General features: G+C 67.6%; 21 protein-coding genes. 7 read left to right on the top strand and 14 right to left on the bottom strand.

Features of this window, described 5'->3' with window-relative positions; genetic code table 11:
- Window positions 1-78: 78 nt before the first annotated feature.
- The 3 genes from phnE to phnC all read right to left on the bottom strand — a co-directional run bounded on the left by phnE (window position 79) and on the right by phnC (window position 2,989).
- A complete protein-coding gene (gene phnE / locus STARVERO_RS02845) occupies window positions 79-921 on the bottom strand; it encodes a phosphonate ABC transporter, permease protein PhnE (protein ID WP_159597843.1) in 843 nt (280 codons plus the stop codon).
- 206 nt (window positions 922-1,127) lie between these two features.
- On the bottom strand, window positions 1,128-2,132 hold the full coding sequence (gene phnD / locus STARVERO_RS02840; protein ID WP_159597842.1) for a phosphonate ABC transporter substrate-binding protein: 1,005 nt from the start codon (window positions 2,130-2,132) through the stop codon (window positions 1,128-1,130).
- 14 nt (window positions 2,133-2,146) lie between these two features.
- Window positions 2,147-2,989 (bottom strand): phosphonate ABC transporter ATP-binding protein, encoded by an 843-nt coding sequence (phnC, locus tag STARVERO_RS02835; RefSeq protein ID WP_159597841.1) that lies wholly within the window; start codon window positions 2,987-2,989, stop codon window positions 2,147-2,149.
- A 307-nt stretch (window positions 2,990-3,296) separates the two neighbouring features.
- On the opposite strand from phnC, the gene STARVERO_RS02830 reads away from it, so the two are divergent.
- The gene (locus STARVERO_RS02830; protein ID WP_159597840.1) at window positions 3,297-3,758 is read left to right on the top strand and encodes a DUF6790 family protein; all 462 of its coding nucleotides are present in this window, start codon (window positions 3,297-3,299) and stop codon (window positions 3,756-3,758) included.
- Here the strand turns inward: STARVERO_RS02830 and STARVERO_RS23445 are convergent.
- Window positions 3,755-4,777: a hypothetical protein gene (locus STARVERO_RS23445; RefSeq protein ID WP_244616523.1), complete on the bottom strand. Its 1,023-nt coding sequence runs from the start codon at window positions 4,775-4,777 to the stop codon at window positions 3,755-3,757. The genes STARVERO_RS02830 and STARVERO_RS23445 overlap by 4 nt on opposite strands.
- 7 nt (window positions 4,778-4,784) lie before the next feature.
- Entirely contained in the window at window positions 4,785-6,461 is a 1,677-nt protein-coding gene (locus tag STARVERO_RS02820; protein WP_159597839.1) for an electron transfer flavoprotein-ubiquinone oxidoreductase, read from the bottom strand.
- Window positions 6,462-6,574: 113 nt separating this feature from the next.
- On the opposite strand from STARVERO_RS02820, the gene STARVERO_RS02815 reads away from it, so the two are divergent.
- From STARVERO_RS02815 to cydB, 3 genes are all read left to right on the top strand, one after another.
- Window positions 6,575-7,489, top strand: a complete 915-nt coding sequence (locus STARVERO_RS02815) for a uracil-DNA glycosylase (RefSeq protein WP_422802119.1) — start codon at window positions 6,575-6,577, stop codon at window positions 7,487-7,489.
- A gap of 125 nt (window positions 7,490-7,614) precedes the next feature.
- Window positions 7,615-9,027, top strand: a complete 1,413-nt coding sequence (locus STARVERO_RS02810; RefSeq protein WP_159597837.1) for a cytochrome ubiquinol oxidase subunit I — start codon at window positions 7,615-7,617, stop codon at window positions 9,025-9,027.
- 3 nt (window positions 9,028-9,030) lie between these two features.
- Window positions 9,031-10,053, top strand: a complete 1,023-nt coding sequence (gene cydB, locus STARVERO_RS02805) for a cytochrome d ubiquinol oxidase subunit II (RefSeq protein WP_159597836.1) — start codon at window positions 9,031-9,033, stop codon at window positions 10,051-10,053.
- Here cydB and STARVERO_RS02800 read toward each other — a convergent pair.
- On the bottom strand, window positions 10,050-10,718 hold the full coding sequence (locus STARVERO_RS02800; protein ID WP_159597835.1) for a ribonuclease HII: 669 nt from the start codon (window positions 10,716-10,718) through the stop codon (window positions 10,050-10,052). The two genes, cydB and STARVERO_RS02800, sit on opposite strands and share 4 nt — an antisense overlap.
- Before the next feature lie 158 nt (window positions 10,719-10,876).
- On the opposite strand from STARVERO_RS02800, the gene STARVERO_RS02795 reads away from it, so the two are divergent.
- Window positions 10,877-11,500, top strand: a complete 624-nt coding sequence (locus tag STARVERO_RS02795; RefSeq protein WP_159597834.1) for a MarC family protein — start codon at window positions 10,877-10,879, stop codon at window positions 11,498-11,500.
- 85 nt (window positions 11,501-11,585) lie between these two features.
- Here the strand turns inward: STARVERO_RS02795 and groL are convergent, their stop codons facing one another.
- The 4 genes from groL to STARVERO_RS02775 form a co-directional block, all read right to left on the bottom strand.
- Window positions 11,586-13,223 (bottom strand): chaperonin GroEL, encoded by a 1,638-nt coding sequence (gene groL / locus STARVERO_RS02790; protein WP_144343217.1) that lies wholly within the window; start codon window positions 13,221-13,223, stop codon window positions 11,586-11,588.
- A 46-nt stretch (window positions 13,224-13,269) separates the two neighbouring features.
- The gene (gene groES / locus STARVERO_RS02785; protein WP_013165451.1) at window positions 13,270-13,566 is read right to left on the bottom strand and encodes a co-chaperone GroES; all 297 of its coding nucleotides are present in this window, start codon (window positions 13,564-13,566) and stop codon (window positions 13,270-13,272) included.
- A 296-nt stretch (window positions 13,567-13,862) separates the two neighbouring features.
- A complete protein-coding gene (locus tag STARVERO_RS02780; RefSeq protein ID WP_144343218.1) occupies window positions 13,863-14,351 on the bottom strand; it encodes a phasin in 489 nt (162 codons plus the stop codon).
- Window positions 14,352-14,593: 242 nt separating this feature from the next.
- Window positions 14,594-14,977: a phasin family protein gene (locus STARVERO_RS02775; RefSeq protein WP_144343219.1), complete on the bottom strand. Its 384-nt coding sequence runs from the start codon at window positions 14,975-14,977 to the stop codon at window positions 14,594-14,596.
- A 318-nt stretch (window positions 14,978-15,295) separates the two neighbouring features.
- Between STARVERO_RS02775 and STARVERO_RS02770 the strand changes: the two genes are divergently transcribed.
- The gene (locus tag STARVERO_RS02770) at window positions 15,296-18,019 is read left to right on the top strand and encodes a PAS domain-containing sensor histidine kinase (protein WP_159597833.1); all 2,724 of its coding nucleotides are present in this window, start codon (window positions 15,296-15,298) and stop codon (window positions 18,017-18,019) included.
- Between the two features lie 370 nt (window positions 18,020-18,389).
- Here STARVERO_RS02770 and STARVERO_RS02765 read toward each other — a convergent pair whose 3' ends face one another.
- Complete coding sequence (locus STARVERO_RS02765) at window positions 18,390-20,246, bottom strand: AsmA family protein (protein ID WP_159597832.1); 1,857 nt, start codon at window positions 20,244-20,246, stop codon at window positions 18,390-18,392.
- Between the two features lie 261 nt (window positions 20,247-20,507).
- Here STARVERO_RS02765 and STARVERO_RS02760 point away from each other — a divergent pair, with 261 nt between their 5' ends.
- Window positions 20,508-22,475 carry an acetoacetate--CoA ligase gene (locus tag STARVERO_RS02760; RefSeq protein ID WP_159597831.1) on the top strand — a complete coding sequence of 656 codons (1,968 nt, stop codon included), beginning with the start codon at window positions 20,508-20,510 and terminating at the stop codon, window positions 22,473-22,475.
- Here the strand turns inward: STARVERO_RS02760 and STARVERO_RS02755 are convergent.
- The 3 genes from STARVERO_RS02755 to bfr all read right to left on the bottom strand — a co-directional run bounded on the left by STARVERO_RS02755 (window position 22,445) and on the right by bfr (window position 26,024).
- Window positions 22,445-24,163 carry an ABC transporter permease gene (locus STARVERO_RS02755; protein WP_159597830.1) on the bottom strand — a complete coding sequence of 573 codons (1,719 nt, stop codon included), beginning with the start codon at window positions 24,161-24,163 and terminating at the stop codon, window positions 22,445-22,447. The genes STARVERO_RS02760 and STARVERO_RS02755 overlap by 31 nt on opposite strands.
- A gap of 84 nt (window positions 24,164-24,247) precedes the next feature.
- Window positions 24,248-25,297 carry a Fe(3+) ABC transporter substrate-binding protein gene (locus STARVERO_RS02750; RefSeq protein ID WP_159597829.1) on the bottom strand — a complete coding sequence of 350 codons (1,050 nt, stop codon included), beginning with the start codon at window positions 25,295-25,297 and terminating at the stop codon, window positions 24,248-24,250.
- A gap of 250 nt (window positions 25,298-25,547) precedes the next feature.
- Entirely contained in the window at window positions 25,548-26,024 is a 477-nt protein-coding gene (gene bfr / locus STARVERO_RS02745) for a bacterioferritin (RefSeq protein ID WP_144343227.1), read from the bottom strand.
- Window positions 26,025-26,099: the final 75 nt, after the last annotated feature.

The raw sequence follows: 26,099 nt of genomic DNA, 5'->3' as shown, positions 1-26,099 counted from the left end.
CCGCCATCTAGGCGCGCCGATACTGGCCGGACAGTGGCCGCCAGATTAAGGTTTGGAGAGGTTTCGGCGCCTGCCCGTTCAGATGAACTTCTTGCGGACGCGCTGGCTGACCATGTCGAGCACGGAAACCGTCAGCACGACGATGATCAGGATCGCGGAGGCCTGCGAATAGAGGAAGCCGCGCATGGTCTCGTTGAAGGTCATGCCGATGCCGCCGCCGCCGACGATGCCAAGCACGGTCGCAGAGCGGACATTGGATTCGAAACGGTACAGCGCGTAGGAGATCCACAGCGGCAGAACCTGCGGCAGCACGCCGTAGATGATCTCCTGCAGCCAGGTGCCGCCGGTGCCGCGAATGCCCTCCACCGGCGCCGGGTCGATGGCCTCGACCGCCTCGGAGAACAGCTTCGCCACCACGCCCGTGGTGTGCACGAACAGCGCCAGCACGCCGGCGAAGGGGCCGAGCCCCACGGCGGCGATGAAGATCAGCGCGAAGACCAGCTCGTTGATGGCGCGGCAGGCGTCCATCAGCCGCCGCACGAGGAAGACCAGCCAGTGCGGCGCCACGTTGTCGGCCGAGAGAATGCCCAGCGGGATGCCCGCGATCACGGCGAGCAGCGTGCCCCAGATGGCGATCGCCAGCGTCTCCACCATGGCGTTCACATAGACGTCCCAGTCGGTGAAGTCGGGACGCAGGAAATCGGCACCAAGCGTCGCCATGTTGCCGGCGTCGCGCATCAGCTGCGCCGGGTTCATCTCTGCCTCGTGCCAGGCAAAGACCAGGATGACGACGGCGACGGCGGCGAGCGCGAGATGCGTCAGCCGCGTGGTGAGCGGCGTCACCGGCGGGGCCGGCATGGTGCGCTCGACGGCGCGCTCGGCAGCGCGATGGGCGGAACGGTCGGTCTCGGTGGCAAACATCGCGGTGTCCCTGTCGTCAGCCCGGCCGCGTCGAGGCGGCGGCAAGGATCATGTCCCGTTGCCGGGCGTCTCGGTTCGGCGGTCTCGGCCGATGGTCCGGCCGTGGTCTCGGTCGTCTTCTTGCGGCGATCCCGGAGACGGCCTTTCGGCCGCTCCGGGACCCGTCTTTCCGGCAGGTATGGCAGGCGCACGGCGCCCGCCGCGGCTCACATGGCCGGCAGCTTCTTCTGCTGGGCCTCGAGATCGGCGAGCTGGGCGTCGATCTTCTTGAGCTGCGCGGCCTTGTCGTCGGCCGAGATCTTCTCGTCCTTCTCGACCTTCACGCGGGTCTTGAAGAGCTCGAGCTGGCGGATCGGGAGAAGCTGGGCGTCGGAGGAGGCGAGGAAGGGACCCCAGCCGTCCGAGGTCTTGGCCAGGACTTCACGCGCATGCGCGACTTCTTCCGGCGTGCCGTTGCGGCCATAGGTCATGAAGAAGGTGTAGATCTTGGCCTTCAGGTCGGCCGGCAGGTCCTTGCGCCACACGATCGGATCGCCGGCGATCATCGGCGAGCGCCACACTTCCTTGATCTTCTTCGCCTCTTCCGGACGGGTCGCCTGGAGGCGCGAGACGTTCTCGGTGTTGTTGGTGGCGAAATCGACCTGCTTGTTGGCGACCGCCAGCAGGTTACCCTCGTGGTTCGAGGTCACGACACGCTTGTAGCACTTGTTCGGGTCGACATTGTTCAGCGCGAACACATAGTAGCTCGGGACGAGGAAGCCCGAGGTGGAGTTCGGATCGCCGTTGCCGAAGTTGTAGCCCTTCGAGCAGTCGAGCACGTCCTTGAGATCGTTGATGTCGTTGCGGTCGACATTGGTGACGATCAGCGAATAGTAACCCGAGGAACCGTCCGGCTTGGCGGTCTTCACGAAGACTTCGCCGTTGGCGCGGTCCACCGCTTCCATGGCCGACTTGTTGCCGAACCAGCCGATATCGACCTTCTTGAAGCGCATACCCTCGATCACGCCGGCATAGTCGCCGACGAAGAAGGGCTTCACCGGCACGCCGATCGCCTTCTCGAGGTCCTTCAGAAGGGGCTCGAAGCTCTTGGCGAGGTTGGCGGAGGACTCGGTGGAGATGAAGCCGAAGTTCAGCTCCTTCACTTCCTCGGCACGCGCCGGAGCGCTGGCGAGGGCAGCCAGCGCAAGGCCGGCGACGATCAGGCGTTTCATGGACGTAGCTCCTGTCAGGATACGGTCTGGGAAAGGACGGCCTCGGCCGGCGGCGGCGTCACCGCGAACTGGCTCGGCAGGATCAGTTCCTCGGCGCTGGCGCCATAGAGTTCGGTAAGGAAGCCGGCGTTGATGCGGGAAGCCGGGCCGTCGAACACGACGCGGCCGGCATTCATCGCGATCACGCGGTCGAAATAGGTCGTCGCGTAGTCCACCTGATGCAGCGAGACGACCAGCGCGATGCCGTGGTCGCGGCTCATCGTCACCAGCGTGTCCATCACGCGCTTGGCCGACTTCGGGTCGAGCGAGGCGATGGGCTCGTCCGCCAGAACGAGCCGGGCGCCCTGCACCAGGGCGCGGGCGATGGCGACGCGCTGCTGCTGGCCACCGGAAAGCTCGCGCGCGCGCTTAGCGGCGTGCTGGGCGATGCCGACCTCGGCAAGGGCCGCATAGGCGGTGCGACGCTCGTCGGAATTGAAGAGGCCGAGTGTGCCGCGCAGTGCGTTCATCCGCCCCAGCGCGCCCACCATCACATTGGTCATCACCGACAGGCGCCCGGCGAGAGCGAACTGCTGGAAGACGAGGCCGATGTTGCGGCGCGCCGAACGTACCTCGGCAGACAGTCGGCCGGCTTCCTGCACCTTGACGCCGAAGGCATGCACGGCGCCGGTGCCCCGCCCTTGCGAGTCGGCGAGGATCAGCCCGGAAGCGAGCCGGATCAGCGTCGACTTGCCCGAACCCGAAGCGCCGATCAGCGCCACGCGTTCGCCTTCCCGTATCGTGAGCGAGACGTCGTCCACGGCGCACATCGCGCCATAGGTCTTGCTCACACGATCGAGTTGCAGCGCTGCCGCCATCGGATCTCCCGCCGGCCTGTTGAAGTCCGGCTTGGGGTAGCGGCGCGTCGTGACGGGTGGATGAAGCTGGTATTACAGTTCCGTGACGAGCCACCGCCCAGACGCGGCGCGCCCAAACCCGGCGTGCCCTTGCGCGTCGCGGGCGAGCGTCCCGCCGGAGGCAGGTGTGGCCTCGCCTTTTTTTTCGCGAAGACTCTTACGCCCTGACGGAAACGGCGGGGACGACGCCCTCGCCGTCGTTGACTCTGCCTCGCGTGCATTCGCACATTCGCGCGGGGTCCGCGTGGTCGGAACGGTGGGGGATTCGATGTATTATGTGATCGTCTTGCTGACGATGGTGGTCGCGCCGCTGATCAGCATCGGCACGGAGATGGCCACGACCACGGGCATTGGCGGCTTCCTCGCCGTGGCCACCAAATGGTTCGTCTTCTGGGCGGTCGGCGTGCGCCTGCTCGTCGCCGGCCTCTCGCAGATCTTCCGGCCCGGCTACACGGCGAAGACGATCCTCGGCATCGACGAGCCGCGCGTGCACGTGCTGGCGCAGGAACTCGGCTTCGCCAACGTGTCGACGGGCCTCGCCGGCGTGCTGTCGATCGTCTTCTCGATCTGGGCGCTACCCGTCGCCTTCATCGGCGGGCTGTTCCTCGGCCTCGCCGGCGTCAACCACCTCCTGCGCCCGCACCGGAACATGCGCGAGAATGTGGCGATGATCACCGATTTCTGGGGCGCCATCGTCCTGCTCGCCGCCTTCGTGCTCAGCCTGTTCTAGCGCTGGCGGAAGCCCACATAGCCGCCCTCCCCGTCGAACAGCACGTCATAGCCGTTCAGCAGGTGGAAACTGGTGTTGACGAAGGTCCGGTCCTCCGCCACCCGCAGGTGGATGGCGCTCGGGGCGAGCGGTGAGCCGTCTCCCACCGCGAAGCCGTAGAGCGGGAAGGCCGCCTCGCCCCGGCCGACGCTGATCGCCACCTGCGTGCCCGGCGGCAGCGTGCCTTCGGCACCGGCGGCCTGCGCGGCCGGCACGGTCATGTACATGACCGACACGCCGGTATCGACGAGCGCCGTGCCGCACGCCGGCGGCGTTGCTCCACGGAGCGAGACGCAGGCCGGCGTCGCCTGCCAGTCCGTCCCGTCCGGCCGGCGGTCGAGCTTGAGGTAGCGGAAGGCCCCGCGCGTGTTGGCGGGGGTGAGGCCGACATGCACGCCCTCGGAGGCGAGGATATAGCCCTGCCGGCGGGGCCCCGCGCCGCCCGCGATGCGCAGCAGCGGGTTCTTGTCCGGCGTGCTCTGGTTCTGCTGGTCGCCCTCGCGGGCGAAACCGACGCCCACCATGGCGACGTTGCGCGGGCTGGTCGTCGGCGTGCAGTCGCGCGCATGGTCGAGGCACTGCACCTCGGTCACCACCAGCACCGGCATCGGCTCGGTCTGCACGCTCGCCCCCTCGCGGCCGACCAGCGACACAGGCGTCACGACCCACTGCCCGAGCATCACGCGGCCGGAGCTCGTATAGGTGAGCCGGGCCGGTCCCTGCGACGGCAATTGTTCGAAGCCGGGCAGGAATTCCGCCGCGACCACGATCCCCGTCGAGCCGGAATCGAGCTCCGCCCGCAACGGCTCGCCGCCGAAGGAGAGGCCGATGCGCGGTACGGCGTCGAGCGCGCCCGGCTCGGCATTCAGGTAGCGCAGGAACAATCCTTCACGGTAGCGGCCGTAGTCGGGCGCCTCCTGCGCCACGGCGGAGGAAGCAAGGCCGGCGACGAGAAGCGCTGCGAGAAGCCGTGCCGGCATGCCTGTCTCACATGTTCGGGTAGTTCGGGCCACCGCCGCCTTCGGGCGCCACCCAGGTGATGTTCTGGTTGGGGTCCTTGATGTCGCACGTCTTGCAGTGAACGCAATTCTGCGCGTTGATCACGTAGCGCGCGCCGCCGGACGCCCCCCCCTCCTCGACCCATTCATAGACCCCTGCCGGGCAATAGCGGGCCGAGGGGCCGCCATAGACGTCGTGCTCCGACGCCTTCTGCAGCGCCGGGTCGGCGACCTTGAGGTGGATCGGCTGATCCTCCTCGTGATTGGTGTTCGACAGGAACACGGAAGAGAGCCGGTCGAACGAGACGACGCCGTCGGGCCGGGGATAATCGATCCTCTTCGCCTTGTCGGCCGGCGCCAGCGTCGCGTGGTCCGGCTTGCCGTGACCGAGCGTGCCGAAGAGCGAAAAACCGAAAAGTGTGTTGGTCCACATGTCGAGCCCGCCCAACGCGATGCCGACATAGGTACCGAATTTCGACCAGAGCGGCTTGGCGTTGCGCACCTTCCACAGGTCGCGGCCAATATCGGAGCCGCGCCATCCGGCCTCGTAACCCTCCAGCACGTCGTGCGCGCGGCCGGCGGCGAGCGCCTTCGCCGCATCCTCGGCGGCGAGCATGCCCGAGAGCACCGCGTTGTGGCTGCCCTTGATGCGCGGCACGTTGACGAAGCCGGCCGCACAGCCGACGAGCGCCCCGCCGGGGAAGACCAGCTTCGGCACCGACTGGAAGCCTCCCTCGGTGATCGCCCGCGCGCCGTAGGAGATGCGCTTGCCGCCCTCCAGCGTCCCGCGCACCAGCGGATGCGTCTTGAAGCGCTGGAATTCCTCGAACGGCGCGATCCAGGGATTGGCGTAGTTGAGGTGAACGACGAAGCCCACCATCACTTGATTGTCCTCCATATGGTAGAGGAACGAACCGCCGCCGGTCGCTCTGTCGAGCGGCCAGCCGAAGGAATGCTGCACCAGCCCGGGCCGGTGCTTCTCCGGCGGCACGGTCCACAGCTCCTTCAGCCCGATGCCGAACTTCTGCGGCTCGCGCCCCGCACCGAGATCGTAGCGGGCGATGAGCTGCTTGGAGAGCTGGCCGCGCGCGCCTTCCGCGAACAGCGTATATTTGGCGCGCAGCTCCATCCCGCGGGTGAAGCGGTCGGTGATCTCGCTGTCGCGGCCGATCCCCATGTCGCCGGTGGCGATGCCAACGACCTTGGACGGGTCGGCCTCGTCATAGAGCACCTCGGCGGCGGCGAAGCCGGGATAGATCTCCACGCCCAGCGCCTCGGCCTTCGCTGCCAGCCAGCGACAGACATTGCCGAGCGAGCCGATATAGGCGCCGTGATTGTTCATCAGCGGCGGCATCAGCGCGTTGGGCAGCCGCAGCGCACCGGCAGGGCCGAGGAAATAGAAGCGGTCGTCCGTCACCGGCGTCTTCAGCGGCGCGTCGGGATCCTCACGCCAGTCGGGGAACAGCCGGTCGAGACCCACGGGGTCGATCACCGCGCCAGAAAGGATGTGCGCGCCGACCTCCGAACCTTTCTCAACCACCACGACGGCGAGATCCTCGGCGAGTTGCTTCAGCCGGATCGCCGCGGCGAGGCCGGCCGGGCCCGCGCCGACGATCACGACATCAAATTCCATGGCCTCGCGAGCCGGCATTTCTGCCGCGTCCATTTCCTGCCTCCGCCGACGCAACCTGCTGATTGGACTTCTTCCACGCTTGTCCCGGCCTGACAACCGTCCGTCCGACGGATAGGATGAGCGAACCGACGCGAAGAATGCCCCTTATGAGTTCGACACTTAGCCGCCACGACACGATTGCCGACAACCTCGCCTTCCACGTGGAGGCGGGCGTCGATGTCGCGTTGGGTGACGAGCCGGTCGACCGCTTCGCCGAAAGCGCCGCCGAACGCAGCGTCGCTGCCGCCCGCCTCGCCACACGGCCGGCGGAAGGGGCCGGCCCGCGCACTGCGACCGCTCCTCCCGCCTTCACCTCCCCGCGCCCCGCCTCCGCTCCGCACCGCGCGCCCTCGGGACCGCAGCCCAGTCCGGCCCTGCCGGGCGAGGCACCACCGCCGCCCGACCTCGCCGCCGTCGAGGCCCGCGAGGCCGCCGCGAGCGCACCAACCCTCGAGGCCCTGCGCGAACTGCTGGAGCGCTTCGACGGCTGCCCGCTCAAGCACACCGCCACGCGGCTCGTCTTCGCCGACGGCAACCCGAAGGCGCGGCTCATGCTGGTCGGCGAGGCACCCGGTCGCGACGAAGATATCGAGGGCAAGCCCTTCGTCGGCCGCTCCGGCAAGCTGCTCGACCGCATGCTGGCCGCCATCGGCATCGACCGCACGGCCGCCTACATCGCCAACATCGTGCCGTGGCGTCCGCCCGGCAACCGCACCCCGACGCCACAGGAGACCGCTATCTGCCTGCCCTTCATCCGGCGGCAGATTGAACTGGCGAATCCCGACGTACTGGTCTGTCTCGGCGGCCCCTCGGCCCAGACGCTGCTCGGCATCCGTGACGGCATCACCAAGGCACGCGGCCGCTGGATGGATTACGACACTGGCACGCGCGTCATTCCCGCGCTCGCCACCTTCCACCCGGCCTATCTGCTGCGCACGCCGCTCGGCAAGCGCATGGCCTGGCGCGACATGCTGGCCATAGAGAGCCGCCTCGCCGCGCTGCCGGCGCGCTCGAACGACTGACGCCCGCTCCCGCACGACGGGAATATCTTAGCGGACAGTTGATTTGAGTTATTCCATGGTAACAACAGCCGGCTTAATCTACCGCCATCACCGTTCGTAAGCGGTGATGGTACAGGGGGAGCCCGATGGAATTCGATCCCGTCTTTCTGGCGCGCATCCAGTTCGCCTTCACCATCTCCTTCCACATCATCTTCCCGAGCTTCACCATAGGCCTCGCGGCCTATATCGCGACGCTGGAAGTGCTGTGGATCACCACGGGTGCCGAGCGCTACCATCGCATCGCCCGCTTCTTCACCAAGATCTTCGCCGTGTCCTTCGGCATGGGCGTGGTGTCGGGCATCGTGCTCTCCTACCAGTTCGGCACGAACTGGAGCCGCTTCTCCCACGTCGCCGGCAACGTGATCGGGCCGCTGATCGGCTACGAGGTGCTGACCGCCTTCTTCCTCGAGGCCACTTTCCTCGGCATCATGCTGTTCGGCTGGAACCGGGTGCCGCGCGGCCTCCACGTGCTCTCGTCGATCATGGTGGCGCTTGGTACCTCGCTGTCAGCCTTCTGGATCCTCGCCGCCAACAGCTGGATGCAGACGCCGGCCGGCTACGAGCTCGTCAACGGTGTCGCCCATCCGGTGGACTGGCTGGCGGCGATCTTCAACCCCAGCTTCCCCTACCGCTTCGCCCACATGGTGACGGCCTGCTACCTCACCACCGCCTTCGTCGTGCTCGCCGTCGGCGCCCGTTATGTCTATGCCGGGCGCCATCCCGAGGACGGGCGCACCATGATGCGCATGGCCATCGGCCTCATCGCCATCCTCGCCCCGGTCCAGGCCTTCATCGGCGACGCGCACGGCCTCAATACGCTGGAGCACCAGCCCGAGAAGATCGCCGCCATCGAGGCCCATTGGGGCGAGACGGACGGTGTGGCGGGCGGCGTGCCGCTGGTGCTCTTCGCCATCCCGAACGAGGCCGAGGAGCGCAACGACTTCCAGATCGCCATTCCGCATCTCGGCAGCCTCATCCTCACCCATAGCTGGGACGGCACCTTCAAGGGACTGAAGGCCTTCCCGCCGGAGGACCGGCCGCCGGTCGCCATTCCGTTCTTCGCCTTCCGCGTCATGGTCGGCATGGGGCTGCTGATGATCGCGGTCGGCTGGCTGGGCGCCTTCCTGCTGTGGCGCCGCCGGCTGTTCGAGAGCGACTGGTATCTCGCGCCGATCCGCCACATCTGGCCCATCGGCTTCATCACCGTCCTGTCCGGCTGGTTCGTCACCGAGGTCGGCCGCCAGCCCTGGGTGGCCTACGGCATCCTGCGGACGGTGGATGCCGTCTCGCCGGTTGCCGGCTGGGCCGTGGCGACGACGCTCGCCCTGTTCGTCCTGGTCTATGCCTGCGTCTTCTCGGGCGGCATCTATTACATCAACCGCCTGATCGTGAAGGGTCCCGAAGGTCCGGCGCTGGAGCCGCCCGAGGGCTTGCCGAACCGGCCGCTCACCTCCGCTCACGAGGCGACGCGCGCCGCCATCAACGCCGCGGGAGAATGAGTCATGGACATCAGCCTCGGCATGGAATGGTACCTGCCCGTGATCTGGTCGCTGCTGCTGGCGGTGGCGATCGCGATGTATGTGGTGCTGGACGGTTTCGACCTCGGCATGGGCATCCTCTTCCCCTTCGCCGGCAGCGACCGGGAGCGAGACCAGATGATGAACTCGGTCGCCCCGTTCTGGGACGGCAACGAGACCTGGCTCATCCTCGGCGGCGGCGGCCTGCTCGTCGCCTTTCCCCTCGCCTACTCCATCGTTATGCCGGCGCTCTACCTGCCGGTCATCTTCATGCTGCTGGCGCTGGTGTTCCGCGGGGTCGCCTTCGAGTTCCGCCATGTCGCCGACACCAGCCGGTATCTCTGGAACATCGCCTTCACCGGCGGCTCAACCCTTGCCTCTTTCTTCCAGGGCGTGCTGCTCGGCGGCTTCGTGCAGGGCATCAAGGTGGAGAACAACGCGTTCGCCGGTGGCCCGCTGGACTGGGCAACGCCCTTCGCCGCGCTATGCGGCCTCGGCGTCGTCGCGGGCTACGCGCTGATCGGCAGCGTCTGGCTGGTGATGAAGACAGATGGCGCCACCGCGATCCGCGCCCGCGCCCATGCCAAGGTGCTGCTGGTTGCGGTGCTGGTCTTCATGGGCATCGTCAGCCTGTGGACCCCCGTCGCCTTCCCGCGCATCGCCGAGCGGTGGTTCACCACGCCGAACCTGTTCTATCTGGCACCGGTGCCGCTGCTCACCTTGTTGCTCGCCTATGCCGTTTGGCGTTGGCTGGACAAGGGGCATGAGCACCTGCCCTTCTTCGGCGTCATCGGCCTGTTCCTGCTCGGCTATATCGGCATCGGCATCTCGATCTTCCCCTATCTCGTGCCGCCGAGCCTGACCGTGTGGGAAACCGCCGCCACGCCGGCGAGCCAGGTCTTCATGCTCATCGGCACCATCTTCATGCTGCCGATCATCCTGGGCTACATCGCCTTCGTGTACTGGCTGTTCCGCGGCAAGGTGCGCGAAGGCGAGGGCTATCACTAAGCCTCGTCGAGCTCGGCAAGCTCCGCCGTCTCGACGACAGTCTTGCCGGCAAGGCGCGCGCGCACCGGCGCGAAGGACGTGCGGTGGTGACGGCAGACGCCGAGCTGGGCCAGCGCCGCCTGATGCTCGGGTGTGCCGTAGCCCATGTGCCGCTCGAAGCCATAGCCGGGATGGGCGTGGCCGAGCGAAGCCATGAGCCGGTCGCGCGTTACCTTGGCGACGATGGACGCCGCCGCGATCGAGGCGACGAGCGCATCCCCGCCGACGATCGTGCGCCCGGCGCAAGCGAGCGGCGGCAGGTCGTTTCCGTCCACCAGCACGAGACGCGGCCTGCACGGCAGGCCCGCGACCGCCTGCGCGAGAGCCCACAGCGTCGCCTGCCGGATGTTGTGGCCGTCGATACGCGAGGGCGGAGCAAAGGCCAGCGACACCTCGGCCGTGGCGCAGATCTCGTCGAACAGCGCCTCGCGCCGCACGGCCGTGAGCCGCTTGGAATCGTCCAGCCCCTTGGGCACGCGCCTGGGATCGAGGACCACGGCGCAGGCAACCACCGGCCCCGCCCAGGGGCCCCGCCCTACCTCGTCGGCCCCGGCCACCGGTGCCTCGCCGGCCTTCAGAGCGGCGCGCTCCAACGAAAAGTCCGGCTTCTGTCGTGCGGCGGCCATGTTCAGGGGTCTCAGATAGGCGTCAGTACCGCCTCCCGGTCGACGACTCGGATGCGATGACGCACGATGGCGCCCGGAAGGACGGGATGCAACCATCCCGCAGTAGCGCCGGCAGGCGGAATCGGGCGACGTGACGTTAGGTTGAACACGGGCAGGCGATGAACTGGTCTGAACGCATACAGGAATTCGTCACCCTCTGGGTGGTCATCGATCCTCTCGGCACCCTCCCCGTCTTCCTGGCCGTCACCGCCGGCCTGAACGCGGCCGACCGCAACAAGGCGGCCCTGCTCTCGGTACTCGTCTCCTTCGGCGTGCTGGTGTTCTTCGCCATGGCCGGGCACTGGCTGCTGCGCTCGATGGACGTCTCGATCGAGTCCTTCCAGATCGCCGGCGGCATCGTGCTGTTCCTGTTCGCGCTCAGCATGATCCACGGCACCAGCCATATGGACGCGCGGGCACCGGCCGAGCAGAACCCGGTCGAGATCGCGATCTATCCGCTCGCCATCCCCTCCATCGCCAGTCCGGGCGCGATGCTCGCCGCTGTGGTGCTGACCGACAATGCCCGGCACGATTTCCCGGAGCGGGCCATGACCATCGTCACCTTCAGCATCGTCCTGCTGGTGACGCTGGCGATCATGCTGGCGGCTGGGCGGCTGGTGCACCTCATCGGCCGTGGCGGCGCCTCGATCATCAGCCGGGTGATGGGCATGATCCTCGCCGCGCTGGCGGTCGACCTCGTCCTCAGCGCCGCCGCTGAGTGGCTCCACCTGCCGCCGATCTGACGTCGCCGCCGACCGGCACCCGCGCAAACGAAAAGGGCGCGGCCTACGCCGCGCCCGTCCGTATTCGAAGCGTGTCGGACTTCGATCAGAAGTCCATACCGCCCATACCGCCGCCCGGCATCGCCGGGGCAGCCGACGCCGGCTTCGGCAGGTCGGCGATCATCGCCTCGGTGGTGATGAGCAGGCCGGAGACCGAAGCGGCGTCCTGCAGCGCGGTGCGCACGACCTTGGCCGGGTCGACGATGCCGGAGGCGATCATGTCGACGAACTGCTCGGTCTGGGCGTTGAAGCCGAAGTTCTGGTCCTTCGACTCGAGCACCTTGCCGACCACGATCGAACCCTCGACGCCGGAGTTCTCGGCGATCTGACGGATCGGCGCCTCGAGCGCGCGCAGCACGATCTTGATGCCGGCCGCGATGTCGGCGTTGTCGGAGGTCAGCTTCTCGACCGCCTTCTTGGCGCGCAGCAGGGCGATGCCGCCGCCGGGGACGATGCCTTCCTCGACCGCCGCGCGGGTGGCGTTGAGCGCGTCGTCCACGCGGTCCTTCTTCTCCTTGACCTCGACCTCGGTCGCGCCGCCGACGCGGATGACCGCGACGCCACCGGCGAGCTTGGCCAGACGCTCCTGCAGCTTCTCACGGTCGTAGTCCGAGGTGGTCTCCTCGATCTGCGCCTTGATCTGCGCGACGCGGCCCTCGATGTCCTTCTTCTTGCCGACGCCATCGACGATGGTGGTCTTTTCCTTCTCGATGATCACCTTCTTGGCGCGACCGAGCATGGCGAGGCCGACGCTCTCCAGCTTGATGCCGAGCTCTTCGGAGATCACCTGACCGCCGGTCAGGATGGCGATGTCCTCGAGCATGGCCTTGCGGCGGTCGCCGAAGCCGGGCGCCTTCACGGCCGCGACCTTCAGGCCGCCGCGCAGCTTGTTGACGACGAGCGTGGCCAGGGCCTCGCCCTCGACGTCCTCGGCGATGATCAGCAGCGGCTTGCCGGACTGCACGACCTGCTCGAGGACCGGCAGGATCGCCTGCAGGCCGGAGAGCTTCTTGTCGAAGATGAGCATGTACGGATCTTCCAGATCCACGGTCATCTTCTCGGCATTGGTGATGAAGTAGGGCGAGAGGTAGCCGCGATCGAACTGCATGCCCTCGACGACCTCGAGCTCGGTCTCGGCGGTCTTGGCTTCCTCGACGGTGATGACGCCCTCGTTGCCGACCTTCTGCATCGCACCGGCGATCATCTCGCCGATCGAGGCATCGCCGTTGGCGGAGATGGTGCCGACCTGAGCGACCTCGTCGGTGTTCTTCACCTTCTTGGCGCGCTTGGAGATGTCCTTGATGGCCTCGGCGACGGCGAGATCGACGCCGCGCTTCAGGTCCATCGGGTTCATGCCGGCGGCGACCGACTTGGCGCCCTCGCGGACGATGGCCTGGGCGAGCACGGTGGCGGTGGTGGTGCCGTCGCCGGCGAGGTCGTTGGTCTTGGAGGCAACCTCACGCACGAGCTGCGCGCCGAGGTTCTCGAACTTGTCCTCGAGCTCGATCTCCTTGGCGACCGACACGCCGTCCTTGGTGATGCGGGGAGCGCCGAAGCTCTTCTCGATGACGACGTTGCGACCCTTCGGGCCGAGCGTGACCTTCACCGCGTTGGCAAGAATGTCGACGCCGCGCAGCATGCGCTCGCGGGCATCGCCGGCGAATTTTACGTCCTTGGCAGCCATGTGGCCTACTCCTGAATGGTGTTGCGTCGAGGGTCTTCAGCCAGCGTCAGCCGACGATGCCCATGACGTCGGATTCCTTCATGATCAGCAGGTCCTGACCGTCGATCTTGACCTCGGTGCCCGACCACTTGCCGAACAGCACCTTGTCGCCGGCCTTGACGTCGAGCGGCACGAGCTTGCCGGCCTCGTCGCGGCCGCCGGGGCCGACGGCGACGACTTCGCCCTGCGAGGGCTTTTCCTTGGCGCTGTCGGGAATGATGATGCCGCCTGCGGTCTTTTCCTCGGCATCGAGGCGCTTCACCACGATGCGGTCATGCAGGGGGCGGAACTTCAGCTTGGCCATCGGTTGATCCTCGGTCTTCCTGTCTCGCGCCGGCATGGCGCTCGTGAGCAGCAATAGGCTGGGCAGTTAGTAGCACTCTTCCCAAACGAGTGCCAAACCGCCGCCGAGATAGGCAGGCCGCGAAGGGGTGTCAAGGCACGCCGGCGCGGGAAAAACGCCGGACGCGAGCGTTTTTTCGGCGCAGCTTTCCCGGCGCTTCGGCACGCACGAAAAAACCCGGCCCGCATGGCGGACCGGGTTTTCCCGAACAGCTTTCCGAGCAGGCCGCGACGACGAGCGCGGCACCGCGACGGCGATCAGACCGACTTCTTGATGGTCTTCTCGACCGAGGCCTTGATCGGCTCGGCGGTGTCGGTCGCCACCTTCTGGGCGATGGTCGACAGTTCCTTGGCCTGGGCCGACAGCACGTCGAACTGCTTGCGCAGATGACCGGTGGAAAGCTCGACGGCCTCGGAGACGGACTTCGCACCGAGCAGCGCGCCGACATAGTCGAAGGCCGCGTTCACGTTGGTGCGCAGCGACTCCAGCGCCACGGCATTGTATTCGGCCACGCCCTTGGAAGCGGTCGAATAGGCATCTTCCAGCAGGTCGGTGGTCTCTTCGGCGCTCGACTTCAGCTTCTCGTAAGCGTCGCGCGCGCTCTGCACGCCCTTCTCGGCCATCTCCCGCACGACGGCGGGCACTTCGAGGTTGGCCGGGATGTCGAGCTTCGGCAGCGCCGCTTCGAAAGCGGACGTGGCGGCCTTGGCGGCCTTCTTCGGGGTGGCGGTGGTGGCCTCAACCATGGGTTCTCTCCTCGCATACGCGGCGAAACCAGAAAGGCGACAGCCGCTCCCGCGCGGGCGGCCACGCCGTGACCGGCAGACGCAGCGTCAGGAGCGGTTCCCGATGCCCTGCCATGTCTCGTACGCCATAATTGTGCACTGCAATATCATATTGCAATGCACAATCAACCCGACTGAGCGATTTTTTCGTCACTGCGCTGGAAATAGGTCGCCATGCGCCGTTCGGGAGACCCGGACAGGGACTATTTCCCCGTCTTCTTCCCGGTGGCGAGGCCCGTGGCGGCACCGGCATGCTCGCCGATGGTCTTGGCCTGCTCGGTGAGGCGCGAGGCCTGCTCCTTCACATATTCCGCATGCAGGCGCGCCCATTCGTCGACCGTGGAGGCCTTGGCAAGGCGAGAGGCGAAGTCGAACCCGGCCGCGATATTCTCTTCCGCGAATTCCAGCGTGGTCCGGCCAAGATCACGCGCACTGTCATGCGCCACGTCGAGCTGACGCCCGGCATCGTCGAGCGCCTTGTGCGCCGCATTGAGGAAGCCATCGATCGCCGCGCGCGCCTGATCCACGCCCTGCTCGGCGATGGTACGCAGCTCCGGAGGGATTTCGAGTTTCGGGTCATCGGCCATCGCGCAAACTCCCTCCTGAATGGTGCTTTTATGGTAATCGCTCCCGGCCGCCGATCAATTCGGGCCTATGCCTACGACGAAAGTATTATATGCGTCGCAAAAGGCAATCGAAATCGGCCGCGCATCGTCTCGCCGGTTGCAACTGATTAACCGGGATCGGTGGGAACCGATTAACCGGAAACGATGAAGCTGGCGCGACAAGGGCCGGTCCGCATGGCACCGGACGCCGGCCCGCACTATTGTTAGGCTTCAGCGGTGGACCGTCCCTCGGCCCGCCATCTGCTTCCGGCTTGGGCCGGCGGGATCATTCGGACGACGATGAACACACCGATGGACGGTTTCGGCGGCGCGGCGATCGAAGCGCTGCGTGCTCAGGCGGCCACCGCTCTTGCGGCGGCGGCGCCGGCCGTTCTCGTGCATGCCGATGGCACGCTCATCGCCGCCAACGCTGCCGGCCGAGCAGTTCTGGACGAGGCGAGCGCCGCCGCCTTCGCCGTCCGGCTCGCCCCCGGCCTGCGTCCCGGCCGCCCGGCGCGCATGGAACGCCTGCGCCTGCCGGGCCGGCTCACTCCCGCCACCTTCGCCTGCAGCCTGCTCGTCTCGGGCACCGCCCGGGCCGTCCTGCTCGTCGGACTGGATGCGGTGCCCGCCATCGAGGCGGCGGCACCGGCCAGCGTGGGGCCGGCGCCGGCCGAGCAGCCCACCGCCCCTGTCCTGCCTGCGCGTTTCACCTGGCGCACCGGCCTTGACGCGCGGCTCGGCGCCGTCGACCCCCGCCTTGCCGCCGCGCTGGGCCGCACGCCCGAGGATCTCGCCGGCCTCGACTGGCACGCGCTCGGCGCGCCCGGCGCCCACCGGGCGGTGCTGGAAGGGCTCAGCTTCAATCATCTGCCGGTGCTGCTGCCGACGACCCACGGCGATGCGCTCGACATCGAGCTTGGCGGCGCGCCCATCCGCGGCGAAGGTATGCGCGGTTTCGGCATCGTGAAGGGTCGCCAGCCGGTCCCCGCCGGGCTCGTCCGCGAGGCCGCGCCGGAACCCGTGACACCAACCGCGCCGGCGCGCATGGCGACGCCTCAGCCGCCGGTCGCTCCCGCACCTCCTGCCGCGCCCATGCCTCCCGCCGCGACGGAAGGCCAGCCGCCGGTTCGTGTCACGCTCAGCATCGTGCCTTCCGCGCCCAATGTCGTGCCACTGCGCGGCAATGGCGAAGGAGCCCGCACCGACAACGGCCGTGGCGAGAACGCGCGTGCCTCATGGGAGGGCCTCTCCAACGGCGAGCGCAACGCTTTCCGCGAGATCGCCCGCGCGCTCGGTGCCCGGCTGGAGGGTGTCGACGATTTCGGCGATCTTCCCGCATCGGAAGTTCCCACCCCTGCCGAGGAGGCGCAGGCCCCCGACAACGCGCAGGAAGCCACCACTCCGGAAGCACCGACCTTCCGCGACGAGGCCGCCGCCCCCTCGCCTCCGGTGTCGATACCGCCCTCCGTCATCGCTCCGGCCACGCCGGCTCCACGGCCGGAGCCGGACGGGCTGCAGCGGGTGCTGGCCGATGGCGAGCGCCCGGTCCTCGACCGCCTGCCGCTCGGCATGATCGCCTTCCGGGGCGACCGCCTGCTCTATGCCAACCGCGCTCTGCTCGACTGGACCGGCCATGCCGACCTTGCCGCGCTGGAAGCTGCCGGCGGCCTCGCCGCCCTGTTCGGCGATGCACCGGAAGCCGATGAGGATGATGGACGCGCACTGACCATCACGACCGCCGCCGGTCTCCCGATAACTGTCGAGGCCCGGTTGATGTCCGCCCCGTGGGAGGGCGGCATGGCGATGCTCTATGTTCTTCACCGCGTCGCGGGCGCGCCCGTCAGCCCGGCCGTCGAGGCGGACGAGCGCCTGCGCCAGGCCGAACTGGCCCTGCGCGAGGCGGAAAGCTCCAGTCGCGAACTGCGCGCCATCCTCGACACCGCGACGGACGGCGTGGTGCTGATCGACGCCGCCGGCACCATCCTGTCGATGAACCATCCGGCGGAAGCCCTGTTCGGCTTCAACGCCGGCGACGTGAAGGGCGAGGCCTTCACCCTGCTGCTGGCGCCCGAGAGCCACCGCGCCGCTGTCGACTATCTCGACGGCCTCGCCTCCAACGGCGTCGCCAGCGTGCTGAACGACGGACGCGAGGTGATCGGCCGCGTGCGCGAGGGCGGGCTGATCCCGCTGTTCATGACCGTGGGCCGGGTCGGCGAGGACCCGACCAAGTTCTGCGCTGTGCTGCGCGACATCACCCAGTGGAAGAAGGCGGAGGAGGAACTCATCGAGGCCAAGCGCCTCGCCGAGCGCGCCAACCTCGCCAAGTCCGACTTCCTGGCCAAGATCAGCCACGAGATCCGCACGCCGCTCAACGCCATCATCGGCTTCTCCGAGGTCATGATGGAGGAGCGCTTCGGCGCCATCGAGAACCAGCGCTACCGCGACTATCTCAGGGACATCCACGCCTCCGGCGAGCATCTCATCTCGCTGATCAACGACCTGCTGGACCTCTCCAAGATCGAGGCCGGCAAGCTCGACCTCGCCTTCACCAGCGTGTCGCTCAACGAGATCGTGCAGCAGTGCATGGGCATCATGCAGCCGCAGGCGAACCGCGAGCGCATCGTCGTGCGCTCCTCGCTGGCGACCGACCTTCCCCCGGTGGTGGCGGATGCGCGCTCGATCCGCCAGATCGTGCTGAACCTCGTCTCCAACTCGGTGAAGTTCACCCAGCCGGGCGGCCAGGTGATCCTGTCGACCACGCTGACCGAAAACGGCGAGGTGGTGCTGAGGGTGCGCGACACCGGTATCGGCATGTCGGAGGCGGACGTCGCCATCGCCATGGAGCCGTTCCGCCAGATCGCGACCTCCGGACGAGCCGGCTCGGGCGGCACCGGCCTCGGCCTGCCGCTGACCAAGGCGCTGGCCGAAGCCAACCGCGCCAGCTTCAACATCCGCAGCGCAGTGGATGTCGGCACCATCGTCGAGATCACCTTCCCCTCGACGCGCGTGCTGGCGGAGTAGCTCGGAGAAGCGGAGCCAACGCTGGGAGCAGGCCGGCCCCTTCGCGTTGCCGGCGATCTCGGCGACCGGCAACAGCAGCGCGTCGCGTAGCGCGCGGCCGAGGGCCGTCGAGTGGAAGCATGGGTCGGCCGCCTCGCCTCTCGCCGCTCGATGGAGCAAGGCACAGGTGCTGCCGCCCGGCATATCAACGCGGCCAAGACGCTTTCGAATGCGAACCCCGCGCCCGCGGGTGGCGGAAGATGCCGTCGAGCGGGGCGTACGGGCACCTTGCACCTCAGGAACCGTCAGCGCGTTCCCGTCTCACAACGCCACATGAAAGACGTCGAAGGGGAATGGGGAGCCCGCGGCACGCCCGGCTCCTAGTGCTCCCTCAGGGCAGCGGCCCGGCGACGCCCATCGCGTCAGGACTTCCGAAGAGCGGGCGCGCGGCGCCGGAACGGCGGATAAGCGCCTGCGGGTCCGGCAGAACGATCGGCCGCTCCCACTCGCCCCGCACGATGAAGGGCAGCTCGAAGGCGACGGGCGCGGCGCGAGCGGCATCCGCCGCGACCGCGCCGGTCTTCGCCGTTTCCGCTTTCTGCCCCGCTTCCGAAACGAGTTGCGCCGTGCCCGCGAAATCGAGATCGCGCTGGGCGATCGAGCTTTCGCCGGAAAGGGCGATGCGCAGCTTGGCGCTGGTGAGATCGATGCGATCCAGCTTGGCGATGCCGTCCCGGATGCTCGCGTCGATGACAATGTCGTCGTAAGGCGTGCGCCCGCCGCGCAGATCGCCCGCGCCCGACAATGGACGTTTTTCCAGACGGGACAGGATGCGCCCGACATCGATGCCGACCAGCGCGCCGTTCTCGCCGGTCAGTGTGAAAGCCCCGCTCAGCTTCTGGACGATTTCCATCATGCTCGCGCCGGAGCCTCCCGCCGAGAGGCGAAAGGAACCCGTGCCCTCCAGCCGCTGCAGCCGGAACAGTTCACCCAGCGCCTTGGCCAGCGCCACGTCGTCGGCGGAAAGATCGAGACGCACATCCGCGCCGGAGCCCGTGTCCACCGGCGACACATGCAAGGCAGCGCGGAAGATGCCCCCCCACGCCTCTGCCTCGCCGATGGCGATGGAAAGCTTGCCGCTCTTCAGCGCGGCACTCGCCGCCATGCGCTGCAAGACGGCATCACCGACGCGCAGCTGCGTGGCGGAAAGGCGCAGGTCGGCGTCGAGCGCGCGCGTACGCCGAAGATCGATCGATTCTCGGCTCCAGCTACCGCCCTGCGAACCGGCAAGGCTGAGCTGCCCATAGGGAGAAAGATCGAAGGACTCGCTGGCGAGCGAGCCTTGCAGATTGGCGTGGCCACCGTCGAGGCGCAGGTTGAAGGCACCCACGCTGGAATTGCCGTCGAGATCAATACGGGCCTCGCTGAGCACCGCGCCCTGTTCCGACAGCAGGGCATTGGCGCGCAGGTTGAAGGCGCCGAAGCCACGCTCCGTGGGAGCGTCGAGCCCAAGCCATTCCAAAGCATCGCGAAGTTGCCGCGACGCGACGGTGAGCGCGCCGGTGACCACCGGCCCGCCGGCAAGACGCGCCCCGCCCTGGAAGGACAGCTCGGCCGGTGCGCCCGAGAGCGACAGGCGCAGACTGCCCGCTCCACCCGAAGCGAGAGCGGCGAGGCCGCTCAGCGTAGCGTCCACCTCCAGCGGCTCGCCGCGCCAGACCACGCGCCCCTTCGCCGTGGCGTCACGCCCGCCGCGCCAGCCGAGACGAATGTCCGCCTCCGGAATCGCCGCTTCGTCGCCATCGGCATGAGCGATCTTGAGGCTGCCATCCGTCACGTAGACATCGGCCTCGGACTGCGCGGTACCGAGACCCGCGACCAGCGCCGCCAGCGCGTCCACCCCCTCGCCCGGATCGGCCAGGGTGAGGTCGGCATCGGTCAGCTCGATATGGTCGGCGCTCGCGCGGCCGGTAAGCAGAGGCAGGAGGTCGAGCACGATTCGCGCCGAACCCGCCTCGAGCCGCGCGCGCGGATGGTCGATGGACACGCCCGCCATGTCGATGGCCGGCCAGGGAAAAACCGAAAAACTCACGGCGCCGTCGATGACGGGGCGCTGCCCGATCGCCGCCTGCACCATCGTCTCCACTTCGCTCCTCAGCCGCGCTTCCGAGGCGAGTTTGGGCGCAAGAATGCCGGCGGCCAGCGCCACCACAACGGGCAGAAGAAGGATCGGAACGAGTTTCTTCATTATTAGCGTCGGTTATTGCCCCCGAAGCCTCGCTACAGCATTGGGGCGAAGCGGCGCAAGCATGCGACCCGGCATCGGCCTGGATATAAGCCGAAAGATGGGTCGCGCCGGCGGACACAAGCCCCTCCTGAGCGGCTGCAACATGTTGGCTGTCTGTGTCTGTTTGATGGCCTGACAGAAGCCGGGCCCGGCGCTATGAGTCGTCGCAGAGGCGGACCGCGATCCGGCAAGCGGCGCGGCGTGAGGCGACGGAGGGGACGAATGGGCGAGACGGGCCAGGAACCGCTGTGGAGGCCGAGCCCCGAAAGGGTCGCACGTACCGGGATCGCCTCCTTCATCGCAACGGTGAATGCCCGCTACGGTACAGCGTTGAGCGACTACCGCTCGCTGCATCGCTGGTCGGTCGAGCAGCCCAGCACGTTCTGGGAAGAGATCTGGCAACTCGGCGACGTCATCGGTGACCGCCGGGGGCCCGCGCTGGTCGACGCAGACCGCATGCCCGGCGCGCGGTTCTTTCCCGAGGCGACGCTGAACTACGCCGAAAACCTGCTGCGTCCGCGCGATCCCGCGAGCGTGGCGCTGATCTTCCGCGGCGAGGACAAGGTCGAGCGCCATGTCAGCTTCGGCGAACTGACGGAGCTCGTCTCCCGGCTTCAGCAGGCGCTGCGCGCGGCGGGCGTAGGCGTGGGCGACCGGGTGGCAGCGACGCTGCCGAACCTGCCCGAGACCATCGCCATCATGCTGGCGACCACCTCGCTGGGTGCCGTCTTCTCCTCCTGCTCGCCGGATTTCGGCGAGCGCGGCATTCTCGACCGCTTCGGCCAGATCGAGCCCAAGGTATACGTTGCCTGCGACGGCTACTGGTACAACGGCAAGCGGGTCTCCATCGGCGACAAGCTGAGGAACGTCGTGCCGCATCTGCCGACCGCGGTGCGCACGGTGATCGTGCCCTATCTGGGCAATGCCGAGGAAGTCGCCGCCGGCCTGCCGAACGGCGCCTCGCTCGACGCCTTCATCGCCCCCTTCGCGCCGGCCCCGCTCACCTTCGAGCGTCTGCCGTTCAACCACCCGGCCTTCATCCTGTTCTCCTCCGGCACCACCGGGGTGCCCAAATGCATCGTGCACGGCGCGGGCGGCACGCTGCTCCAGCACATCAAGGAGCACCGGCTGCACTGCGACCTCGCGCCGGGGGATCGGGCGTTCTATTTCACCACCTGCGGCTGGATGATGTGGAACTGGCTGGTGACCGGCCTCGCCAGCGAGCTGACGCTGTGCCTGTTCGACGGTTCGCCCTTCGCGCCCACACCCGGCGTGCTGTTCGACTATGCCGAGAAGGAACGCTTCGCGCTGTTCGGCACCTCGGCGAAGTACACCGACTCGCTGCGTAAGGAAGGCGTCCGCCCCGGCGAGACGCATGACCTCTCCGCCCTCAAGGCACTGACCTCGACCGGCTCGCCACTGGCGCCGGAGAGCTTTTGCTTCGTCTACGAAGCGATCAAGGCAGACCTGCATCTCGCCTCCATCTCCGGCGGCACCGACATCATCTCCTGCTTCGTGCTCGGCGACCCGACCTCGCCGGTCTACAAAGGCGAGATCCAGGCTCCCGGCCTCGGCATGGCGGTCGAGGTGTGGTCGGACGAGGGCAAGCCGGTGACCGGCGAGCGCGGCGAGCTGGTGTGCACCCGCCCCTTCCCCTGCATGCCCGTGATGTTCTGGAACGATCCGGAGGGTGCTAGGTACCGCGCCGCCTATTTCGAGCGCTTCCCGAATGTGTGGTGCCACGGCGACTTCGCGGAATGGACGGAGCATGGCGGCATCATCATTCACGGCCGCTCCGACGCGACGCTCAACCCGCAGGGCGTGCGCATCGGCACGGCGGAGATCTACGCCCAGGCAGAACAGATCCCCGAGATCGTCGAGGCGATCGCCATCGGCCAGGATTGGGACAACGACGTGCGCGTGGTGCTGTTCGTGCGGCTGAAGGAGGGCGTCGGCCTCGATGCCGATCTGGAGAAGCGCATCAGGACACAGATCCGCACCGGCGCCAGCCCGCGGCACGTTCCGGCCAAGATCATCGCAGTGGCCGACATTCCCCGCACACGCTCCGGCAAGATCACCGAACTGGCCGTGCGCGACGTGGTGCATGGCCGCCCGGTCAAGAACACCGAAGCCCTCGCCAATCCGGAAGCCCTGGAGCTCTACCGGGACCTGCCGGAACTGGGTTCCTGATCATGGCGCGGCCGGCTTAGCCGCGCCAGCAGGATCACCGGAATCAAGCCGACCAGCACAATGAGCAGGGCGGCGAAGGCGCCGTCCTCGTAGGAACCGCGCGCGGCCTCGCTGTAGACGTGGCTCGCGAGCGTCTCGAAGTTCAGCGGGCGCAGCATCAGCGTCGCCGGCAGTTCCTTCATGCAGTCGACGAAGACCAGCAGCGCCGCCGTCCCGAGCGCGGGGCGCAGCAGCGGCAGATGGATCAGGCGCACCACGCCGCCCGGGCGCTCGCCGAGACTGCGCGCCGCCATGTCGAACGTCATCCCGACCTTCTCGTAGCCGGTCTCCAGCGCGCCGACGGGGATCGCCAGGAAGCGGATCACATAGGCGATGATCAGCGCTGCGCCGGAGCCGGAGAGGATGAGCCCCGTCGCTGTGCCGCCGAGCGACTGGACGGTGGAGGAGACGAGGTTGTCGAATCCCGCCAGCGGCACCAGCAGGCCGACGGCCAGCACCGTGCCGGGAACCGCGTAGCCGACCGCCGCCAGGCGCAGCAGCCGGGACGAACGCACCGTCCCGGTCCGCGCGGCAATGGCAAGGAGCAGCCCGCAGCCAAGCGCCAGAGCCGTTCCTATCGCCGCGAACAAGGCCGTGTTCAGCGTCTCCACGAACACGGTCTCGGGCAGACCGTTGAACATGTACCGGCCATAGGCCGCGTGGACGAGATGTCCGGCCGGCAGCAGGAAGCCGAGCGCCACCGGCAGCAGGCAGGCGAGGAAGGCGAGCGTCGCCTGCCCGGCGGCAAGCTGGCGCCGCATGGGCGGGCGCGAGCGGGCGCCGACATTGGCGTGGCTGATATGCCGCCGCCCCCAGCGTTCCAGCATCACGAGCGCGATCATCACCAGCAGCATGAACAGCGCGATCTGCGCCGCGCCCGGCAGGCTCGAGCGGTTGAGCCAGGTGGAATAGATGGAGAGCGTCAGCGTCTGCACGCCGAGGAATTCGGAGGCGCCGATATCGTTCACCGTTTCCATCAGCGCCAGTGTCACCCCCACCGCGATGGCCGGGCGAGCGAGTGGCAGGGCGATGCGGAAGAAGGTGCCCGTCGCGCCATGGCCGAGTGTGCGCGCCGCGTCCAGGGCGGAGGCCGTCTGCACAAGGAAGGCGGCACGCGCCGGCAGGTAGACATAGGGGTAGAGCACGAGGCCCAGCAGCACGATGCAGCCCGGCAGGTTACGGACCTCCGGCAGCCACAGATCGCGCGGGTTCGTCATGCCCAGGGCGGCGCGGATCGCGGTGGGGATCGGCCCCAGCGGATGGATCGCGTCGACATAGACATAGGCCTGGATGTAGGTCGGGATGGCGAGCGGCAGCAGCAACGCCCACTCGAAGATGCCGCGTCCGGGAAAACGGCACACCGCCACCAGCCAGGCGGTCCCGGTGCCGATGGTGCCCGCGATCAGGCCGACGCCGATGGCGAGCAGCGCGGTATCGGTGATGGCGACCGGCAGCACGTTGCGCAGGATGTGCGGCCACAGATCGCCGGAACTCTGCGCGGCGGTGAAGACGAGGGCGGCGATGGGCAGCAGCACCAGTGCGACGATGGCGACCGCACCGGCGCGCAGGATCCGACCGCTGGCGCCGACGATGCCGGAAACGCTGCTTGGCCGGTAGCCCCCCGCCGGATCCGTCGTCACCGAACTCATGGATGCTCGTTCACCACCAAGACGCCGGCCTTCCCGCCGGCGCAACGGAAAGGGCGGCACGCGAGGCGCCGCCCTTCGTTGTGATCAGTTGTCGAAGCCGACCTTGTCGACGAGGTCGGCCGCCACCTTGCGGTACTGGCCGATCTTGGCGAGATCCAGATTGTCGATCTTCAGCGGGCCGAAGGCGGCGATGATCGGATCGACCGGCGAGCCGGCCACCACCGGATATTCGAAATTCGCCTTGGCATAGACGTCCTGCGCCTCGTGCGAGACCAGGAATTCCAGCAGCTTCACGGCGTTGTCGCGGTTCGGCGCGTTCTTGGCGAGCGAGGCGCCGGAGATGTTCACATTGGTGCCGCCGCCCTCGAAGGTCGGCAGGATGACGTTGATCGCCTCGGCCCACTTCTCCTGCTCGGGGCCACCCTTGCCGGAGCGCATCAGGCCCACATAATAGGAATTGGCGACGCCGAGATCGCAGATGCCGCCGAGGATGTCGCGGGCGTTCTCGCGGTCGCCGCCGGCCGGCTTGCGCGCGAGATTGGCCTTCACGCCCTTCAGCCATTCCTCGGCCTTCGCCTCGCCGTGATGGGCGATGTAGGCGGCGATCAGCGCGGTGTTGTAGGGGTGCTTGCCCGAGCGGATGCAGATCTTGCCCTTCCACTCCGGCTTGGCGAGATCCTCATAGGTGATGGCGTCAAGCTTCACCCGGTCCTTCGAGGCATAGACCACGCGGGCGCGCATGGAGACGGCGAACCAGTCGCCGGTCGGGCCACGCAGATTGGCGGGGATCGCCTTCTCCAGCACGTCGGACTTCAGCGGCTGGGTCACTCCCTGATCGACCAGATCGAGCAGGTTGCCGATATCGACGGTCATCAACACATCGGCCGGCGAGGCCGCGCCCTCGGCCTTCACCCGCTCGGCAAGGCCATCCTTCACGAACACGCTGTTGACCTTGACGCCGGTCTTCTCGGTGAAGGCGTCGAACACCGGCTTCGCGAGGCCGGGCTCGCGGGTGGTGTAGACGTTGACGACCTCCTCCGCCGAAGTCGCGAGCGGCGCGAAGGCAAGACCGACGGCAAGAAAACCGCCAAGCGCGAGGCGGCGAGTGACGGCGTTCGGCGTTCTGATGGTCATTGGCGTCTCCTGCGTGCAGTCGCCCCGCCGGACCGGCCGGAAGCGGGATTGACGTAAGGTGCGCGCAGGCGGTAGCCGAGGGCTATGGGACGGTCAATGAAAAGCTACGTTAGATCAATAACTTAGAATAAGTCTAATGCAAATGTAGTGGACCGGGATTGGAGAGGCGCCGAAAACACTTCCCCGGTCCGCACGAAAAAGGCCGGTCGCGGGGACCGGCCTCCGTCTTGTCCGCACGGGTGCGTGCCGCTCAGTCCAGGCCTCCGATGTGGTGCTGGGCGTAGAGCTGCAAACCGAGATTGGCGATCAGGTCGAGCTGGGTCTCGAGGAAGTCGATGTGACCTTCCTCGTCCGCCATCAGTTCCTTGAACAGGTCCCGGCTCGGATAGTCCTGCACGGAATCGCAGTAGGTCGCGGCTTCCTGATAGAGCGCCCGGGCCTCGATCTCGGCCGCAAGGTCGCACTCGATGACTTCCTTCACGTCCTGGCCGATGCGCAGCGGATCGAGCACCTGCAGGTTCGGCAGGCCTTCGAGGAAGAGGATACGGTCGATGAAACGATCCGCGTGCTGCATCTCCTCGATGGACTCGGCACGCCACTTGGCCGCGAGCTTCTTGTAGCCCCAGTTGTCCAGCATGCGATAATGCAGCCAGTACTGGTTGATCGCGGTGAGCTCCGACCGGACGCCGCGGTTGAGATATTCGATGACTTTGGGATCGCCCTTCATGGCAGCGCCTCTCTTTTCTTGAGCATGCGCTACCTGTTTAGAAAAATTCTAATAAATAGGCAACCGACTCGTGCA

Origin of the sequence: Starkeya nomas (assembly GCF_902703545.1) — a bacterium.
Classification (GTDB): Bacteria; Pseudomonadota; Alphaproteobacteria; order Rhizobiales; family Xanthobacteraceae; genus Ancylobacter; species Ancylobacter moscoviensis.
This window is presented reverse-complemented; position numbering and strand designations above follow the sequence as displayed.

Bases quoted from the DNA above. Each gene is read 5' to 3' on its own strand.
- STARVERO_RS02755 (WP_159597830.1), bottom strand. From the start codon at position 24,163: ATGAGTTCGGTGACGACGGATCCGGCGGGGGGCTACCGGCCAAGCAGC.
- STARVERO_RS02810 (WP_159597837.1), top strand. From the start codon at position 7,615: ATGGAATTCGATCCCGTCTTTCTGGCGCGCATCCAGTTCGCCTTCACC.
- STARVERO_RS02815 (WP_422802119.1), top strand. From the start codon at position 6,575: ATGAGTTCGACACTTAGCCGCCACGACACGATTGCCGACAACCTCGCC.
- STARVERO_RS02760 (WP_159597831.1), top strand. From the start codon at position 20,508: ATGGGCGAGACGGGCCAGGAACCGCTGTGGAGGCCGAGCCCCGAAAGG.
- STARVERO_RS02765 (WP_159597832.1), bottom strand. From the start codon at position 20,246: ATGAAGAAACTCGTTCCGATCCTTCTTCTGCCCGTTGTGGTGGCGCTG.
- STARVERO_RS02800 (WP_159597835.1), bottom strand. From the start codon at position 10,718: ATGGCCGCCGCACGACAGAAGCCGGACTTTTCGTTGGAGCGCGCCGCT.
- STARVERO_RS02770 (WP_159597833.1), top strand. From the start codon at position 15,296: ATGAACACACCGATGGACGGTTTCGGCGGCGCGGCGATCGAAGCGCTG.
- phnC (WP_159597841.1), bottom strand. From the start codon at position 2,989: ATGGCGGCAGCGCTGCAACTCGATCGTGTGAGCAAGACCTATGGCGCG.
- bfr (WP_144343227.1), bottom strand. From the start codon at position 26,024: ATGAAGGGCGATCCCAAAGTCATCGAATATCTCAACCGCGGCGTCCGG.
- STARVERO_RS02750 (WP_159597829.1), bottom strand. From the start codon at position 25,297: ATGACCATCAGAACGCCGAACGCCGTCACTCGCCGCCTCGCGCTTGGC.
- STARVERO_RS23445 (WP_244616523.1), bottom strand. From the start codon at position 4,777: ATGCCGGCACGGCTTCTCGCAGCGCTTCTCGTCGCCGGCCTTGCTTCC.
- groL (WP_144343217.1), bottom strand. From the start codon at position 13,223: ATGGCTGCCAAGGACGTAAAATTCGCCGGCGATGCCCGCGAGCGCATG.
- phnD (WP_159597842.1), bottom strand. From the start codon at position 2,132: ATGAAACGCCTGATCGTCGCCGGCCTTGCGCTGGCTGCCCTCGCCAGC.
- cydB (WP_159597836.1), top strand. From the start codon at position 9,031: ATGGACATCAGCCTCGGCATGGAATGGTACCTGCCCGTGATCTGGTCG.
- STARVERO_RS02795 (WP_159597834.1), top strand. From the start codon at position 10,877: ATGAACTGGTCTGAACGCATACAGGAATTCGTCACCCTCTGGGTGGTC.
- phnE (WP_159597843.1), bottom strand. From the start codon at position 921: ATGTTTGCCACCGAGACCGACCGTTCCGCCCATCGCGCTGCCGAGCGC.
- STARVERO_RS02830 (WP_159597840.1), top strand. From the start codon at position 3,297: ATGTATTATGTGATCGTCTTGCTGACGATGGTGGTCGCGCCGCTGATC.
- STARVERO_RS02775 (WP_144343219.1), bottom strand. From the start codon at position 14,977: ATGGCCGATGACCCGAAACTCGAAATCCCTCCGGAGCTGCGTACCATC.
- STARVERO_RS02780 (WP_144343218.1), bottom strand. From the start codon at position 14,351: ATGGTTGAGGCCACCACCGCCACCCCGAAGAAGGCCGCCAAGGCCGCC.
- groES (WP_013165451.1), bottom strand. From the start codon at position 13,566: ATGGCCAAGCTGAAGTTCCGCCCCCTGCATGACCGCATCGTGGTGAAG.
- STARVERO_RS02820 (WP_159597839.1), bottom strand. From the start codon at position 6,461: ATGGACGCGGCAGAAATGCCGGCTCGCGAGGCCATGGAATTTGATGTC.